General features: G+C 67.5%; 12 protein-coding genes. 9 read left to right on the forward strand and 3 right to left on the reverse strand.

What is annotated here, in order from left to right:
- Window positions 1-18: 18 nt before the first annotated feature.
- Genes VFK57_11665 through VFK57_11675 form a run of 3 tightly spaced genes read right to left on the reverse strand, consistent with a single transcriptional unit; the run spans window position 19 to window position 3,841 of the window.
- Window positions 19-492 carry a DinB family protein gene (locus VFK57_11665; protein HET7696359.1) on the reverse strand — a complete coding sequence of 158 codons (474 nt, stop codon included), beginning with the start codon at window positions 490-492 and terminating at the stop codon, window positions 19-21.
- 4 nt (window positions 493-496) lie between these two features.
- The gene (locus VFK57_11670) at window positions 497-1,717 is read right to left on the reverse strand and encodes a PQQ-binding-like beta-propeller repeat protein (protein HET7696360.1); all 1,221 of its coding nucleotides are present in this window, start codon (window positions 1,715-1,717) and stop codon (window positions 497-499) included.
- Between the two features lie 21 nt (window positions 1,718-1,738).
- A complete protein-coding gene (locus VFK57_11675) occupies window positions 1,739-3,841 on the reverse strand; it encodes a TonB-dependent receptor (protein HET7696361.1) in 2,103 nt (700 codons plus the stop codon).
- A 125-nt stretch (window positions 3,842-3,966) separates the two neighbouring features.
- Between VFK57_11675 and VFK57_11680 the strand changes: the two genes are divergently transcribed.
- The 9 genes from VFK57_11680 to VFK57_11720 all read left to right on the forward strand — a co-directional run bounded on the left by VFK57_11680 (window position 3,967) and on the right by VFK57_11720 (window position 15,326).
- Window positions 3,967-6,231 carry a PQQ-binding-like beta-propeller repeat protein gene (locus VFK57_11680; GenBank protein ID HET7696362.1) on the forward strand — a complete coding sequence of 755 codons (2,265 nt, stop codon included), beginning with the start codon at window positions 3,967-3,969 and terminating at the stop codon, window positions 6,229-6,231.
- Window positions 6,228-7,655: a PQQ-binding-like beta-propeller repeat protein gene (locus VFK57_11685; protein ID HET7696363.1), complete on the forward strand. Its 1,428-nt coding sequence runs from the start codon at window positions 6,228-6,230 to the stop codon at window positions 7,653-7,655. The genes VFK57_11680 and VFK57_11685 overlap by 4 nt, the downstream gene beginning before the upstream one ends.
- A 79-nt stretch (window positions 7,656-7,734) precedes the next feature.
- Window positions 7,735-8,844, forward strand: coding sequence for a PQQ-binding-like beta-propeller repeat protein (locus VFK57_11690; protein HET7696364.1), 1,110 nt, complete (start codon window positions 7,735-7,737; stop codon window positions 8,842-8,844).
- A 230-nt stretch (window positions 8,845-9,074) separates the two neighbouring features.
- Window positions 9,075-10,406 (forward strand): coproporphyrinogen-III oxidase family protein, encoded by a 1,332-nt coding sequence (locus VFK57_11695; GenBank protein HET7696365.1) that lies wholly within the window; start codon window positions 9,075-9,077, stop codon window positions 10,404-10,406.
- Between the two features lie 38 nt (window positions 10,407-10,444).
- On the forward strand, window positions 10,445-10,891 hold the full coding sequence (locus tag VFK57_11700) for a thioesterase family protein (GenBank protein HET7696366.1): 447 nt from the start codon (window positions 10,445-10,447) through the stop codon (window positions 10,889-10,891).
- Between the two features lie 23 nt (window positions 10,892-10,914).
- Window positions 10,915-12,240 carry an NAD(P)/FAD-dependent oxidoreductase gene (locus tag VFK57_11705; protein HET7696367.1) on the forward strand — a complete coding sequence of 442 codons (1,326 nt, stop codon included), beginning with the start codon at window positions 10,915-10,917 and terminating at the stop codon, window positions 12,238-12,240.
- 52 nt (window positions 12,241-12,292) lie between these two features.
- Window positions 12,293-12,739: a hypothetical protein gene (locus VFK57_11710; GenBank protein HET7696368.1), complete on the forward strand. Its 447-nt coding sequence runs from the start codon at window positions 12,293-12,295 to the stop codon at window positions 12,737-12,739.
- A gap of 41 nt (window positions 12,740-12,780) precedes the next feature.
- On the forward strand, window positions 12,781-14,082 hold the full coding sequence (locus tag VFK57_11715; GenBank protein ID HET7696369.1) for a PQQ-binding-like beta-propeller repeat protein: 1,302 nt from the start codon (window positions 12,781-12,783) through the stop codon (window positions 14,080-14,082).
- A complete protein-coding gene (locus VFK57_11720; protein ID HET7696370.1) occupies window positions 14,079-15,326 on the forward strand; it encodes a PQQ-binding-like beta-propeller repeat protein in 1,248 nt (415 codons plus the stop codon). Before VFK57_11715 ends, VFK57_11720 begins: the two co-directional genes overlap by 4 nt.
- Window positions 15,327-15,328 lie beyond the last annotated feature (2 nt).

The following is a 15,328-nucleotide window of genomic DNA, read 5'->3' on the forward strand; positions in this document are numbered from 1 at the left end:
CCCGTACGGGCGGGACTGCTACGGCCAGATGCCGAGCGCGCGTCGAAGCTCGACGATCTGGCCGACGTGATAGGCGGCGTGATCGATGACGAGGAGAAGGGCACGCAGGTACGTCTGCGTCCCCTTGCCGGTCGGCACCAGGGCGGTGAGATCGGGCGTCTCGCGCGCGAGGCGTTCGAGCGTCTTGCGGTCGCGCACGTAGGCCGCGAGGCTCTCGTCCCAGGCCTTGCCGTCCGGCGGCGCCGGCGCCGCCGGCCAGTAGTCGTCCGGCCACTTCATCGTGTGCTCGTACTTCGGCTTGACGCAGAAATCCAGGATGTCCTCCTGCGCAATCCTGATGTGCTCGAGCTGATGCCACAGCGAGTGCTCGAAGCCCGGCGGACGCGCGCCGCGCTTGTCGGCGGGAATGCCGGCGAGCGCCTTGTCGATGCCGACGTGCGCGTCTTCCCACGCCAGGGCGCGGGCGAGGTGATCGCGGATCGCAGCGTCCATGCGTCTACTTCGCCTTGACGTCGTACGCCATGAGCGAATCCTGGTTGCGGATATACAGCCGTCCGCCGCTCACCACCGGGTGCGCCCAGCTCGGAAGTCCCTTGTCCGCGATCGAGAAGCGGCCCTTCTCCTGATATCCGCTCGAGCTCGCGGCGGCGAGGCCGACGGTGTTGTTCTCCCCGAGGATGTAGAGATCGCCGTCGGCGAGAATCAGCGATCCCTTGCCGACGCTGCGATCCCGCCACATCCGCTTGCCGCTCGCGAACTCGAGGCAGGTCAGGATCGAGTCGTCGAAGCCGTACAGATACCCGTTGTGCAGGACGACGCCGCCGTGATGGTTCTTCATCTCGCGCGTGAAGTACACCTCCTGCGCGGAAACGGCGCCGTTCTGCGCCGACAGGCTCACCAGCCCGGCGCCGGTGTCATACGCAGAGGTGAAGAACACTTTGTTCTCGAAGAACACCGGCGTCGTGATGTTGGCGACACGGTTCGCGGCACGGTCGTAGCGGAACATCACCTTGCCGTCCGACGCGCGAACGCCAACGCCCGCGCCGGCGGTGAACGTCAGGTAGGTGCGCACCCCCTGCACGTCGGCGGCGATCGCCGACGAATAGCCCGCGGGGTCGCTCAGTTCGCTCGCCTGCCACACCGTCCTGCCCGTCATCTTGTCCAGCTTCACCATGCCGGCGCCCGGCCCGCCGGGACTGACGACGAGGTGCGCGCCGTCGACCAGCGGCGACTCGCTGATCAGCCACTGGAGCTGACGGCCGCCGAACTCGCGCAGGATGTTGCGCTGCCACACGGCGGTGCCGTCCGTCTTGAGGCTGGCGAGATCGCCGTTCTCGGTCAGCACGTAAAGGCGGTCGCCGTCCACGGTCGGCGTGCCGCGGGGACCCGGCCCGCGATCGTCATCGCCGCTCCGGCCGAGCGCTTTCGACCACACTTCCTTGCCGTCAGCCCGGTTCAGCGCCACGACGATGCTGTTGCCGCCGCGCGTGCCCTGCACGTAGACGCGCTCGCCGGCGACCGCCATCGATCCGTAGCCGTTGCCCAGCCCCGACGCCGTCCAGACCACGGACGGGCCGTTCGCGGGCCACTGCTTGAGCAGCCCCGTTTCCCTCGACACCCGCGTGCGATCCGCCCCCTGCCACTGGGGCCAGTCAGCGGCGTGGATGGTGGCGATACTCAAGACCGTCGCGGCTGCGACGGACAGGGGTTTATTCATCGTCTCGTCTCCTTGCGCATCTCAGAAACTGATCCCGGCGGTGATCCCGAACGTGCGAGGTCTGCCGGACTCGCCGATGAAACCGGATTGCGCGAGCTGGCCGTAGGCGAAGGCGACCGGGACGTAGTGGGTGTCGAACGCGTTCCGGATCCAGCCTTCCGCGAAGAGCCGCCGGCCGCGGGCGCCGCCGCGGATATTGACGAGCGCATAGGCGTCCTGGCCGGCGAGATTCATGTCGTCGTACTTGAACGCGCCGTAGAACACCGCTTCGCCGCCGCCGTACAGCGTGACGCCGGGCGTCAGCGCGCGCGAGAGCCGGGCGCCGAACGACGCGGTGTAGTCCGGCGTGTTGGGTACCTTGTTCTCGGCCACGCTCACGCCGCTCGACAGCGTCCCGGCGCCGAAGCGCGCGCGGGTGTAGCCGAACGTGGCGAAGAGATCGACGCCGTCGCGCGCGCGGCCGTTCACTTCCACCTCGACGCCGCTGCTGCGCGCGCTGCCGACGTTGGCGATGTAGAACTGCCCCGGCACGGCGGGGTTCGGCAGGTTCAGCTGCAGATCGGTCCAGTCGATGGTGAACACCGCCACGTTGGCCGTCACGCGGCGCGAGAGCCACGACGTCTTCAGACCGCCTTCGACGTTCCACGACTTCTCTTCGTCGTAGACCTCCTGCCCGGTCGGCGACGAGGGGTTGAACCCGCCGGCCTTGAACCCGCCGGTCAGCGAGGCGTAGACCATCGCGTCAGGGGCGACGCGGTACGCCGCCGCCGCCTGCGGCGAGACGTTGGCGAACGACTCCTCGACCGTGAGGGTGACCGGGAACGCGCCGATGTTCGGCGCGCCGAGGATGTTGGTCAGCACACCCTTGCGGTTCTCGCGATCGAAGCGCGCCCCCAGCGTCACGTCGAGCTTGTCGAACGTCAGGGTGCCGTTGCCGTACAGCCCGACGCCGGTGTCGTCGAGAGCCGCGCGCGCATCCTGCGTCGCGCCGAACGCGAACACGGGCGAGAGCACGAACGGCGCGAACGTGTTCGTGGCGTCCTGCTCGTAATTCTGCGTGAAGAGGAACACGCCGGCCTGCCACCTGAGGGATCCGGACCCGGCGAGCGGGACGCCGCCGGCGCCCGAGGCGACGCGGACCTCCTGCGTGAACTGGAAATCCTTCTCCTCGTTGCTCCGCGTGATCAGCGGCAGCGGCGTGTAGTCGAGATCGGTCTCGTCCAGCGTCTTCCAGTTGACGAACCCGGTCGTCGAGGTGAACGTCAGCGCGCCGGTGCGGCGCGCCGTCACCGTCGTGGCGTGCACGTCGCGATCGGTGTGCCCTTCGAAGTCGCGCTGCGCGCGGCGCGGATTGGTCCGCAGCGAGCCGAGATCCATCAGGGCGTAATCCCCGTCGCGCCCGCGCTCGCCGGTGTAGATCAGGCGCGCCTCCCAGTTCGCCGCCGGCGTGAGCAGCAGCTGCGCCTTGGCGGAGGTGCCGTCGCGGTAGTCGAGATCGTTGCCGGTGACGTCGTTGGTGGTGAAGCCGTCGCGCTCGGCGTGCGCGATCGCGAAGCCGACCGCCGCCTTGCTGCCGATCGGCCCGGATGCGTTGGCGCGCACGTCCCAGGACGCGAAGTTGCCGAACGGCACGATGGCCGAGCCGGTCCACCTGGACAAGGACGGCCTCGCGCTGGAGATGTTGACCACGCCGCCGAGGGTGTTGCGGCCGAACAGCATGCTCTGCGGTCCGCGGACGAATTCGACCTGGTTCACGTCGAGCAGCTCGATGCTGGACGAGTTGGTGTTCAGCTGCGGGACGCCATCTATATAGGTCGTGACCGCCGGGTTGGCGGGGCTCGACCCGAGACCGCGGAACCGCGGGTTGCTCAGCTTCCGGGCGGTGAAATCACTGAAATACGTGTTCGGCGCGTGCAGCGACAGCTCGCCGATGGTCGTCATCCCGCCGTTCCACAGGGCCTCCAGCGGGACGACGGTCACGCTGACCGGCAGACCCTGCGGATCGGCGGGCTCCTTCTGCGCGGTGACGGTGACCGTGGGATGCGTGACGGTGGGCGGCGGGACGGATTGCGCCGAGGCGAGCGCGGGGGTCAGCAGGACGAACGTGAACACACTCAATCGCATGGTCATCCATTATGCAACGGGAAAACGCGGCGAAAGTTCCTCGGCAATCACACCATTCGTCACGCCGCCGGCGCGGCTGAGGCGCGAAACGTCGTGCGGTAAGATGGCGTAATCGAGTGAGGATCATGCTGAAACGACTCTGTCTGACGGCCGCGATGGTCGTGCTCGGAACGTTGACAGCGGCGCAGGGCCCCGCGGCGCGCCCGGGGGCCGGCACGCCGCCCGCGGGGCGAAAGGTGGCGCTCGGCGACTGGCCCGACGCGCGCGGCCCGTTCCGGGACGGCCGGTCGCTCGAACAGGGACTGATCGACAAGTGGGCGCTGAAGGGGGAGAACTTCCTCTGGCGCGCGCCGTACGGCGGACGTTCGGCCCCGCTCGTAATGGGCAACCGGGTGTACGTGCAGAACCCCTCCGGGCTCGGCGCATCGCTGCAGGAGCGCGTGATGGCGCTCGACGCCGACACCGGCAAGCCCGTCTGGGAATACAAGTTCAACGTCTTCCAGAGCGACGTGCCGCCGCATCGCGTCGGCTGGGCGTCGCCGGCTGCCGATCCCGAGACCGGCAACATCTACGCGATGGGCGTCGGCGCCACCGTCCTCGCGCTGAGCAAGGACGGCAAGCTCCTGTGGGATCGGTCGATCGGCGAAGAGTTCGCCGCCTTCACCACGCACGGCGGCCGCACGTCGTCGCCAATCGTCGACGGGAACCTGGTCATCGTCAGCGCCGCGATCTCGAGCTGGGGGACCGGTGCGTCGCGCCAGCATCGCTTCGTCGCGCTCGACAAGCGGACCGGCGACATCATCTGGATCGCCAGCCCCGGCGGCCGGCCGTACGACACCAATTACTCGGCGCCGGTGATCGCGACCATCGACGGCACGCGCCTCCTGATCAGCGGAAGTGGCGACGGCGGCGTCTACGCCATGAAGGCGCAGACCGGCGAGAAGGTCTGGAGCTTCATGGCCGCGAAGCGCGCCGTCAATACCGGCGTGGCGGTGTCGGGCAAGACGGTGATCGTCTCGCACGGCGACGAGAACCTCGACACACCGGAGCTCGGACTGATTGCCGCGATCGACGGCTCGCAGAAGGGGGAGATCAAGACCACGCTGTGGGCGCACCACGGCAGCCAGTACGGCTTCTCGTCGCCGATCGCCGACAGCGGCCGGGTCTATCAGATCGACAACGTCGGTCAGTTGAAGGCCTTCGATCTCGAGAAGGGCACGGTGCTGTGGACCGCGGCGGTCGGCACGGCGCAGAAGGCGCCGCCGGTGCTCGCGGACGGCAAGCTGTACTTCGGCACCGAGGGGGGCAAGGTCTTCATCGTCCGGCCGCATCCCGATCGCGCCGAGATCCTGAGCGAAGTCGAACTGCCGCCCAGCACCGATGAGAACGCCGGGCAATCCGCCGGGGTGCCCGAACCGGTGTTCGGCGGCATGGCGGTGTCGCGCGGGCGCATCTTCTTCGCGTCCACCGGCGCGGTGTATGCGATCGGCTCGAAAGCGGCGAAGCCGCAGACCGGGTTGGCGGTGGACGAACCGTTCGCCGCCGGGCAGGGAGCGCCGGCGTGGCTGCAGGTGTCCCCGACGGAGCTGGTGCTCAAGCCCGGGCAGGCGGTGAAGCTGCACGTCAAGTCGTTCGACGCGCAGGGGCGGCTGTTGAAAGAGGAAACCGGCGCGACGTGGACGCTCACCGGCCTGAAGGGAACGGTCGCGGCCGACGGCACGTTCACGCCGGATCCCGGAACGGCGGAGCAGGCCGGCGTGATCAAAGCCACGCTCGGCGCGCTGTCCGGCGACGCCCGCGCCCGCGTCGTCCGCCAGCTGCCGTGGACGGAGACGTTCGACGCGATGGAAGAGAAGACCGTCCCCCCCGGCTGGATCATCGTCGGTACCGCGCGGACGGCCGTGGGCACGATCGACGGACAGAAGGCGCTGGTGAAGCAGCCTGACGAGACGATCTTCAAGCGCTATCGCGCGTTCGTCGGTCCGGTCGATCTCGCCAACTACACGATCGAAGCGGATGTCCGCGGCACGTCGCGGCGGCGCCAGATGCCGGCGCTGGGGGTCACCGCCCAGCGCTACTCGTTGGTCATCTACGGCAACGACCAGGTGATGAAGATCGAGTCGTGGGGGCCGGAGACGACGCGGTCGGCGGTGGCGCCGTTCGAGTGGAAGCCCGACACCTGGATCCATCTGAAGCTGCGCGTCGAGAACATGCCGGACGGGCGGGTCCGCGCGCGCGGCAAGGCGTGGCCGGCCGGGCAGCCGGAACCGGCGAACTGGATGATCGAGAAGCTCGATCCGATCGGCAACAAGAAGGGGGCGCCGGGATTTTTCATCGACGCGGATTACGGCGCCGCCATCGACAACATCAAAGTGACGTCAAATCAATGAAGAAGATATTCGTCTCCTCCGCTCTGGTCGGCCTCGCGGGCGTGCTGCTGTCGGCCGGCGATCCTCCGGGATCGAAGGACTGGCCGATGTGGGGCGGCACGCCGGACCGCAACATGGTCTCGTCGATGAAGGGGCTGCCCACCGAGTGGGACCTCAAGACGAAGAAGAACGTCAAGTGGGTGGCGGATCTCGGATCGCAGAGCTACGGCAACGCGGTCGTCGCCGGCGGCATGGTGTTCGTCGGCACCAACAACGAGGGCATGCGGGATCCGAAGCAGCCGGGCGATCGCGGCGTGCTGATGGCGTTCAAGGAGGACACCGGCGAGTTCCTGTGGCAGCAGACGCACGAGAAGCTCGCGTCGGGGCGCGCCAACGACTGGCCGTATCAGGGAATCGCCTCGTCGCCGCTGGTCGAAGGCACCAAGCTGTACTACGTGAGCAACCGCGGCGTGCTGCTCTGCCTGGACATCAACGGCTTCAAGGACGGCAACCAGGGACCGGTCACCAACGAGAAGCTCACCGGGCCGAAAGACGCGGACGTGCTCTGGCAGTTCGACATGATGGAGGAAGTGGGGTCCTACCCGCACAACCTCTCGAACTCGTCGCCGGTGTCGTTCGGCAACCTGATCTTCGTCAGCACCTCGAACGGCCAGGACGAGAGCCACGTCAACGTCCCGTCGCCGAAGGCGCCGTCGGTGATCGCGGTCGACAAGGTGACCGGAGAGCTGGCGTGGGAAGACAACTCGGTCGGCAAGAACATCCTGCACGGGCAGTGGTCGACCCCCTCGGTCGGCAAGATCGGCGGCGTCGATCAACTCGTCAGCGCGCAGGGAGACGGCTGGGTGCGCGGCTACGAGGTGCTCACCGGCAAGAAGCTGTGGGAGTTCGACACCAACCCGAAGGACTCGGTCTGGCCGAAGACCCGCAACGAAGTGATCAGCACGCCGGTGATCTGGGAAGACAAGGTCTATATCGCCAACGGACAGGATCCGGAGCACGGCGAGGGCGTGGGCCACATGTACGCGATCGACGCGACCAAGCGGGGCGACATCACCAAGACGGGCCTGGTGTGGCACTACGACAAGATCCGCCGATCGATCTCGACGGCGGCGATCTACAACGGCCTGGTGTTCATCCCCGACTTCAGCGGCTTCCTGCACTGCCTCGACGCCAGGACGGGCCAGGCCTACTGGACGCACGACGTGTTCGCCGCAGTGTGGGGCTCGGCGATGGTGATCGACGGCAAGGTCTACCTCGGCGACGAGGACGGCGACATCGTGGTGCTCGAGGCGGCGAAGACCAAGAAGGTCATCTCCGAGATGAACATGGGCAGCGCGGTCTACGCCACCATGGTGCCCGCGAACGGCCGGCTGTTCTTCAACAACCGCAATCAGCTGATCGCGGTTTCCACTGATGGAAAGTAACCGCCGGACGGGTTCACGTTCCAGCACAAAGACCACAAAGATCCCGAAGATCTCCAAGAAGACCAATTGGGTTTTCCTCGTGATCTTCGTGGTCTTCGTGACCTTTGTGGCGGAGCGCGCGGCGTTGCGCGTCTCGGCGCAGGCCACGCCGGCTGCCAACTGGACGCAGTTTCGCGGGGACTCGCGCCTGAGCGGCATCGCGGCCGCGGATCTGCCGGCGACGCTGTCGCTGAAGTGGACCTACGAGGCGGGGGAAACGATCGAGTCGTCGGCCGCGATCGTCGACGGCGTGGTCTACGCCGGCGCCGGGAGCGGCGAGCTGCTGGCGATCGACCTGGCGACCGGCAAGCTGCGGTGGAAGTACGCGACCGGGAATCTGCTCGGCGAGTCCTCGCCGGCCGTCGCCGGGGACCTTGTTTACATCGGCGACCTCGCCGGCGTCTTCCATGCGGTGCGCGTGAAAGACGGCTCCAAGGCGTGGACGTTCAGGACCGGGAGCGAGATCAAGTCGTCGCCGGTGCCGGCCGGCGCCATGGTGCTGATCGGCTCGTACGACACTCACCTCTACGCGCTCGATGCGAAGACGGGCGCGTTGAAGTGGAAGCTGAAGACGGACGGCCAGGTCCACGCGACGCCGGCGGTCGTCGACGGCACCATCTACTTCGGCGGCTGCGACGAAGAGTTCCGCGCCGTGCGCCTCGCCGACGGCAAGGTGCTGTTCAGCGTGCGGCTCGACGCCAACACCGGCTCCTCCACCGTCATCGACGGCACCCGCGCCTATCTCGGCACGTATGCCAACGATGTGGTTGCGGTGGACCTGAAGGCGCGGAAGATCGCGTGGCGCTATCAGGATCCGGATCGCCAGTTCCCGTTCAACTCGTCGCCGGCGTTGGCCGGCGGCCGCGTGATCATCGGCGGTCGCGACAAGTCGGTGCACGCCATCGACGCCGCGACCGGCAAGGCGGCATGGAAGTTCGCCACCCGGGCCCGCGTGGATTCCTCGCCGACGCTGGCCGGCGGACGCGTGTTCGTCGGATCGAGCGACGGCCGGCTCTACGCCCTGGACGCGAAAACGGGGGCGAAGCGCTGGGAGTACGAGGTCGGCGACGCGCTGACCGCCTCGCCGGCGATCGCCGGCGGCCGTCTCGTGATCGGCGCGCAGGACGGCCGGATTTATTGCTTCGGGTGAAACGAGTTCAATCGAAGGAGTCGAAGCGGGCGAAGGAGGCGAAGGGGCTTCGCGTCCGCGTCCGAAGGATCGAAGGGCGAAGGGTCGGCGGTCGAAGGAGCGCGTCTGAGTTCGCAGTGAACGGGAGTCGACGTTCCTTCGACCGTCGAACCTTCGAATCCCTGACTGGTCTCCTTCGAAGTTCCTTCGAAACCTTCACCTCCTTCGCTTCCTTCGATTAAAGGACAGGAATGGCAGACACGCCATCAGCGGGACTCGCCGAGCCGGAAGTCGGCAGCTACTTCGTCGCCACCTACCCGCCGTTCTCGGTGTGGTCGCCGGAGGCGGTGGCGCATGACGCGGTGCCGGCGCTGGCGGCACCAGCCGTGCCCGGGACGCCGCTCGGCCTCTACCTCCACATTCCCTTCTGCCGCAAGCGCTGCCACTTCTGCTACTTCCGCGTCTACACCGACAAGAACGCCCAGGAAATCGGCCAGTACCTCGACGTCCTCGCGCGCGAGTGGGAGTTGTACGCGGCGCAGCCGGCCGTGGCCGGGAGGCCGCTGAACTTCGTCTACTTCGGCGGCGGCACTCCGTCGTTCCTGTCCACGGCGCAACTCCAGGGGCTGGTCGACCGCCTCACCGCCGTCACGCCATGGAACCAGGCCGAGGAAATCACCTTCGAGTGCGAGCCGGGCACGCTGACGCAGCACAAGCTGACCGCGATCCGCAGGATGGGCGTCACCCGTCTCAGCCTGGGCGTCGAGAACTTCGACGACCGCATTCTCGAGATCAACGGCCGCGCCCACCGCTCGCCGGAGATCGAGACCGCCTACCGCTTCGCGCGATCGCTCGAGTTCCCGCAGATCAACATCGATCTGATCGCCGGCATGCTCGGCGAGAGCGACGAGAACTGGCGGCGCAACGTCGAACGCACGCTGGCGCTCGACCCGGACAGCGTCACCATCTATCAGATGGAGCTGCCCTACAACACCACGATCAGCAAGGACCTCCTGAACAAGACCGGACAGATGACCGGCTCGCTCGCCGGCTGGGACACCAAGCGGCGGTGGGTGCGGGACGCGTTCGAGGCGCTCGAGCGCGCCGGGTATCACATCCGCAGCGCCTACACCGCGGTCAAGGATCCCGCGAAGACGCAGTTCGTCTACCGCGACCGCCTCTGGCAGGGGGCCGACATGGCGGGGCTCGGCGTCGCCTCGTTCGGCCACGTCAACGGCGTACACCTGCAGAACCGCGACACGTGGGAGGCCTACAGCGAGGCCGTGCTCCGCGGCGAACTGCCGCTCGGACGGGCGTATCGCCCGACCCTGGAAGAGCGGATGCGCCGGGAACTGGTGCTGCAGCTGAAAAAAGGACGGCTCGATCCCGCCTATTTCGCCGCGAAGTACCACGCCGACATCGTCCGCCAGTTCGACGAGCAGTGGACCGCCTTGCGCGCGGACGGCTACCTGGCGGAGGCGACGCCCCTCGGCGTGACGCTGACCCGCGATGGCCTGCTGCGCGTCGATTCATTGCTGCCGCGCTTCTTCCTGCCACAGCACACGAACATTCGTTACACATGACCGACTGGCGAGAATCGAGGGTCGAGGGTCGAGGGTCGATGGCTGAAGATCGAGCACAGAAGGAATTCCGGGTGTCCAGGCGTGTGCTGTTCTCCGAGACCGACGTCGCGGGTCTGGTGCATTTCTCGAACTTCTTCCGCTATTTCGAGGACGCCGAGCACGCGCTCTGGCGCCAGGCCGGCCTGAGCATCCATCCAGAACGCTCGCCGATTGGATGGCCGCGCGTCTCCGCCTCGTGCGAGTTCCACCGGCCGCTGAAGTTCGAACAGGAGTTCGAGATCGCGGTGCGGATCGCGGAGATGACGAAGCGCACCATCGCCTACACGGGCGAGATCACGCGGAACGGCGAGAAGATCGCCGGGGCCGCGTGGAAGATCGCCTGCGTCGCACGACTGGCTGACGGCAGCATCAAGTCAGCGGACATCCCCGGTGACGTGGCCGGGCGTCTCGCGCCTTTCGCACAGCGCATGGCGGACAGCGGATAGCGCGACAGCGGAACTTTTCACCGATGCAGCATCCAGACGTCGTCGTCATCGGCGGCGGACCCGCCGGGTCCACCGTCTCCACGCTGTTGGCGCAGCAGGGCCTGCGCGTGCAGCTGTTCGAGCGCGAGCGCTTCCCGCGCTTTCATATCGGCGAATCGCTGATTCCCGAAACGTACTGGGTGCTGAAGCGGCTCAACATGCTCGAGCGGATGCAGAAGAGCCACTTCGTCAAGAAGTACAGCGTGCAGTTCGTGAACGCCCAGGGCAAGGAATCGGCGCCGTTCTATTTCTGGGACAACAAGCCGCACGAGTGCTCGCAGACGTGGCAGGTGGTGCGGAGCGAGTTCGATCAGATGCTGCTCGAGAACGCCCGGGCGCACGGCGTCGACGCGCAGGAGGGCGTCCGGGTGATGGACGTCATCTTCGAGCCCGCGGCGTCGGGCGGACCAGGAGGCCCGCGGGCGGTCGGCGTTCGGCTGAAAGACCGCGAGGTCCGCGCCAGCGTGGTCGTCGACGCCAGCGGTCAGAACGGCCTCATTGCCAACCGCCTCGGCCTGCGCGTCTGGGACCCGATCCTCAACAAAGGGGCGATCTGGACCTACTGGGAGGGCGCCTACCGCGACACCGGCAAGGACGAGGGAGCGACGATGGTGCTGCAGACGCCCGACCGGAAGGGATGGTTCTGGTACATTCCGCAGCACGACAACATCGTGTCGGTCGGCGTGGTCGCGCCGTTCGACTATCTCTTCAAGGGACGCGGCAAGGACTTCGGCGCGATCTACGACGAAGAAGTCGAGCGGACGCCCGCGGTCAGGAAACGCATCGAGATGGCGGGGCGCGTCACCGGCTTCTTTGCCACCAAGGATTATTCCTACCGGACCACGCGCGCATCCGGCGACGGATGGGTGCTGGTCGGCGACGCCTGGGGGTTCCTCGACCCGCTGTATTCCTCCGGCGTCCTGCTGGCGCTGAAGTCCGGCGAGCTCGCGGCGGACGCGATCGCCGACGGCCTGAAAAAGGGAGACACCTCGGAGGCGCAGCTCGGACGCTGGGCGCAGAACTTCAACGTCGGCGTCGATCGCATGCGGCGCCTGGTCTGCGAGTACTACGCCGGTTTCAGCTTCGGCAACTTCATGCGCCACCATCCGGAGATGCGCGGCACGGTGACGGACCTGCTGATCGGCGACCTGTTCGACGATCGCGTCGACAAGGTCTGGGCACCGATGGAAGAGATGTACCCGGAGAACCGGCACGTGATCCCGGCGTGGGATGCCGGCACGGCGACGGCGGACGCGCCGGAGAAGGCGAACGAGCTGTTCCTGCCGGACGAACTCAGCCGCCGCGTGTAGAATCACCTCCTTCCTTATGGCTGTCAGCTCTGCGGTTCAATCGAGAGGTCGTATGTGGATACTGTTCGTCGCCGGGGCGGTGCTGTCGTGGGGCGCCTACGGCGTGCTGCTGCACCGCGGCCAGGTGATGCTCGGCAATCCCTTGAAGGCGCTGCTCTGTGTCGGCGTCGCCTACTTCCTGATCGGGGTGCTGGTGCCGGTGGCGGCGCTCTCGGCGCAGGGCGGGATGTCGAATTTCAACGGCGGCGGCCTGGTCATGGCGACGATCGCCGGCGCGCTCGGCGCCGCCGGCGCGGCGTGCATCATCTATGCGTTCCGGACCGGCGGACTGCCCCTCTACGTCATGCCGCTGGTCTTCGGCGGCGCGCCGATCGTGAACGTGCTGGTCAGCATGGCGATCCATCCGCCCCGGAGCGCGATCAATCCGATGCTCTATGTCGGTTTCCTGCTCGCCTCGGCGGGCGCCGCGATGGTGCTGTACTTCCGTCCGGCGTCATGATCCCCGGACGCTTGGGGGTTGGGCGTTGGGCAGTCGGGAGTTTGCTCGCGGCGCTCAGCGCAACGGCCAGCGCCGCGAACCAGGAATGGCCGCAATGGCGCGGCCCCGGCGGGCACGGCATCTCCGCCGAAAGGGACCTGCCGCTCGAATGGGCCGCCGCGGCAGCAGGCACCCCGGCCGTCAATATCAAGTGGAAGACTGAAATCCCCGGTCGCGGCCACTCGTCGCCGATCGTCTGGCGCAACCGCCTCTTCGTCACCACCGCGATCAAAGGAGCGCACGTGCCCGGCCGGAAGGCGCCCGTGCACCTGGATTTCAACCGGCAGCCCGGCTACGTGCACCCCGATACGCTCGACGTCGATTACCGGCACACGCTGAAGGTCTTCGCCGTCGACACCGCGACCGGGAAGATCGTCTGGGAGCGCACCGCCTACGACGGCACGATGGCCGACGATCGCCACAAGAAGAACACCTACGCGACATCGACGATGGTGACGGACGGCGAGCGCGCGTACGCATTCTTCGAGTCCGCGGGACTCTACGCCTACTCGTTCGAGGGCTCCCTGGCCTGGAAGAAGGATCTCGGGCCGATCATCAAGGCCGGGATGGGACCCGGCACCTCCCCCATCCTCTACAAGGACCTGATCATCGTGCAGTGCGATCAGGAAATGGGCGACGGGTCGTTCCTGATCGCCTTGAACCGCAGGAACGGCGACGAAGTGTGGCGGACGGCGCGCGCGCACCGGCGCAGCTGGGCGACGCCGCTCGTGGTGAGCGCCGGGAATCGCGACGAGCTGATCGCCTCCGGGGCCGAGTCGGTCGTCGCCTACGATCCGGCGACCGGCAAGGAGTTGTGGAAGGCCAGGGGGACCGTCAGCCATCCGATCCCGAGCGCCGTGACGACCAGGGGCGTCGTCCTGCTGACCGCCGGCAGTTCGTCCAAGAATGCGCTCGCCGTGCGCCCGGGCAGCGGCGAGCTGCTGTGGACCTACAACAAGGGGGCCGCCTACGTCCCCTCGCCGATCGCGCTTGGCGACTACTTCTACATGGTGAGCGACGCCGGGCTGATGACCTGCCTCGACGCGGTGACCGGCGAACGGAAATACGAGGGGGGCCGTCCACCGGTGCCGGCAACCTTCACCGCCTCGCCGATTGCGTTCGACGACAAGATCCTGCTGACCAGCGAGGACGGCGACACGTTCGTCGTCAAGGCCGGCCCGGTGCACGAAGTGCTGCGGACGAATTCGGTCGGCGAGCCGGTCTACGCTTCCCCTGCCGTCGCCAATGGCACCATCTACATACGCGGCGAGAGACACCTCTTCGCGATAGGCAAGACGCGATGACATCACCGCGACGTCCGGGAGCGGGGAGCTGGTCGCTGGGGAGCCTGCTCCTGGCGCTCAGCGTCGGACTGAGCGCCGGCGCCGCCCAATGGCCGCAGTGGCGCGGACCCGACCGCAACGGATCGACGGCGGCGGCGCCGAAGTGGCCGGAGGCGTGGAAGCGCGCGTGGCGAACCGCGGTGGGCGAGGGCTATTCCTCGCCCGTGGTTGCCGCGGGGCGCGTGTTCGTCCACAGCCGCACGGATCCCGAGGAGGTCGTGACGGCGATCGATCTCGCCAGCGGCAAAGTGCTCTGGCAGCAGAAGTACACGTCGCCGTTCAGCAAGAACCAGTACGCCGGGAACATGGCGAAGGGGCCGCATGCGACGCCGCTGATCGCCGGCGACCACGTCATCACCATGGGCGGCTCCGCCATCGTCTCGGCGTGGAACGCGGCCAGCGGCGCGCTGGCATGGCGCAAGGACTACTCGGCGAGCGTGGATCTCTCGAAGCTCTTCACCGGCACGGCGGCGTCTCCGCTGCTCGAGGGAGGATCGGTGATCGTGCAGGTCGGGAGCGACGTCCACGGCGGGCGGATCATCGCGCTCGATCCGAAGACGGGCGCGGAGCGCTGGACGTGGAAGGGCAAGGGGCCGGGCTACGCGTCGCCGGTCGCGTTCACGGCCGGCGGCACGCGGCAGATCGCCACCATGACGAACGGGTCCGTCGAAGGGCTCGACGCGAAAGCGGGGACCTCGCTGTGGTCCGTGCCATTTCCGGACGAATGGCACGAGAACATCGTCACGCCCGTCTGGACGGGCCGGCACCTGATCGTCTCGGGGACGCGGGCCGGGACGCACGCCTACACGCTCACCCGGACGGGCGGAAAGTGGCAGGCGGCCGAGGCGTGGAAGAACCCGGAGGTGGCGATGTACATGAGCACGCCGGTGCTCGCGGACGGCATCCTCTACGGCCTGTCCAGCCGCCGGCGCGGACAGTTCGTCGCCGTCGACGCCGCGACCGGCGCGCTGAAGTGGGCCACCGAGGGGCGCGCCACCAACCATGCCTCGATCCTTCTGACGCCGTCGCACGTATTACTCTTGACGGCCGGCGGCGAGCTGGTGCTCGTGAAACCGTCGCCGGCGAAGTACGACGAAGAACGCCGCTATACGATCGCCGACAGCGAGACGTGGGCCGTCCCCGTAATCCTCGCCGACGGCCTGATCGTCCGCGATGCGGGCGGGGTGATGAAACTGACGCCGTGATT

Source organism: Vicinamibacterales bacterium (genome assembly GCA_035699745.1).
Taxonomy (GTDB): Bacteria; Acidobacteriota; Vicinamibacteria; order Vicinamibacterales; family 2-12-FULL-66-21; genus JAICSD01.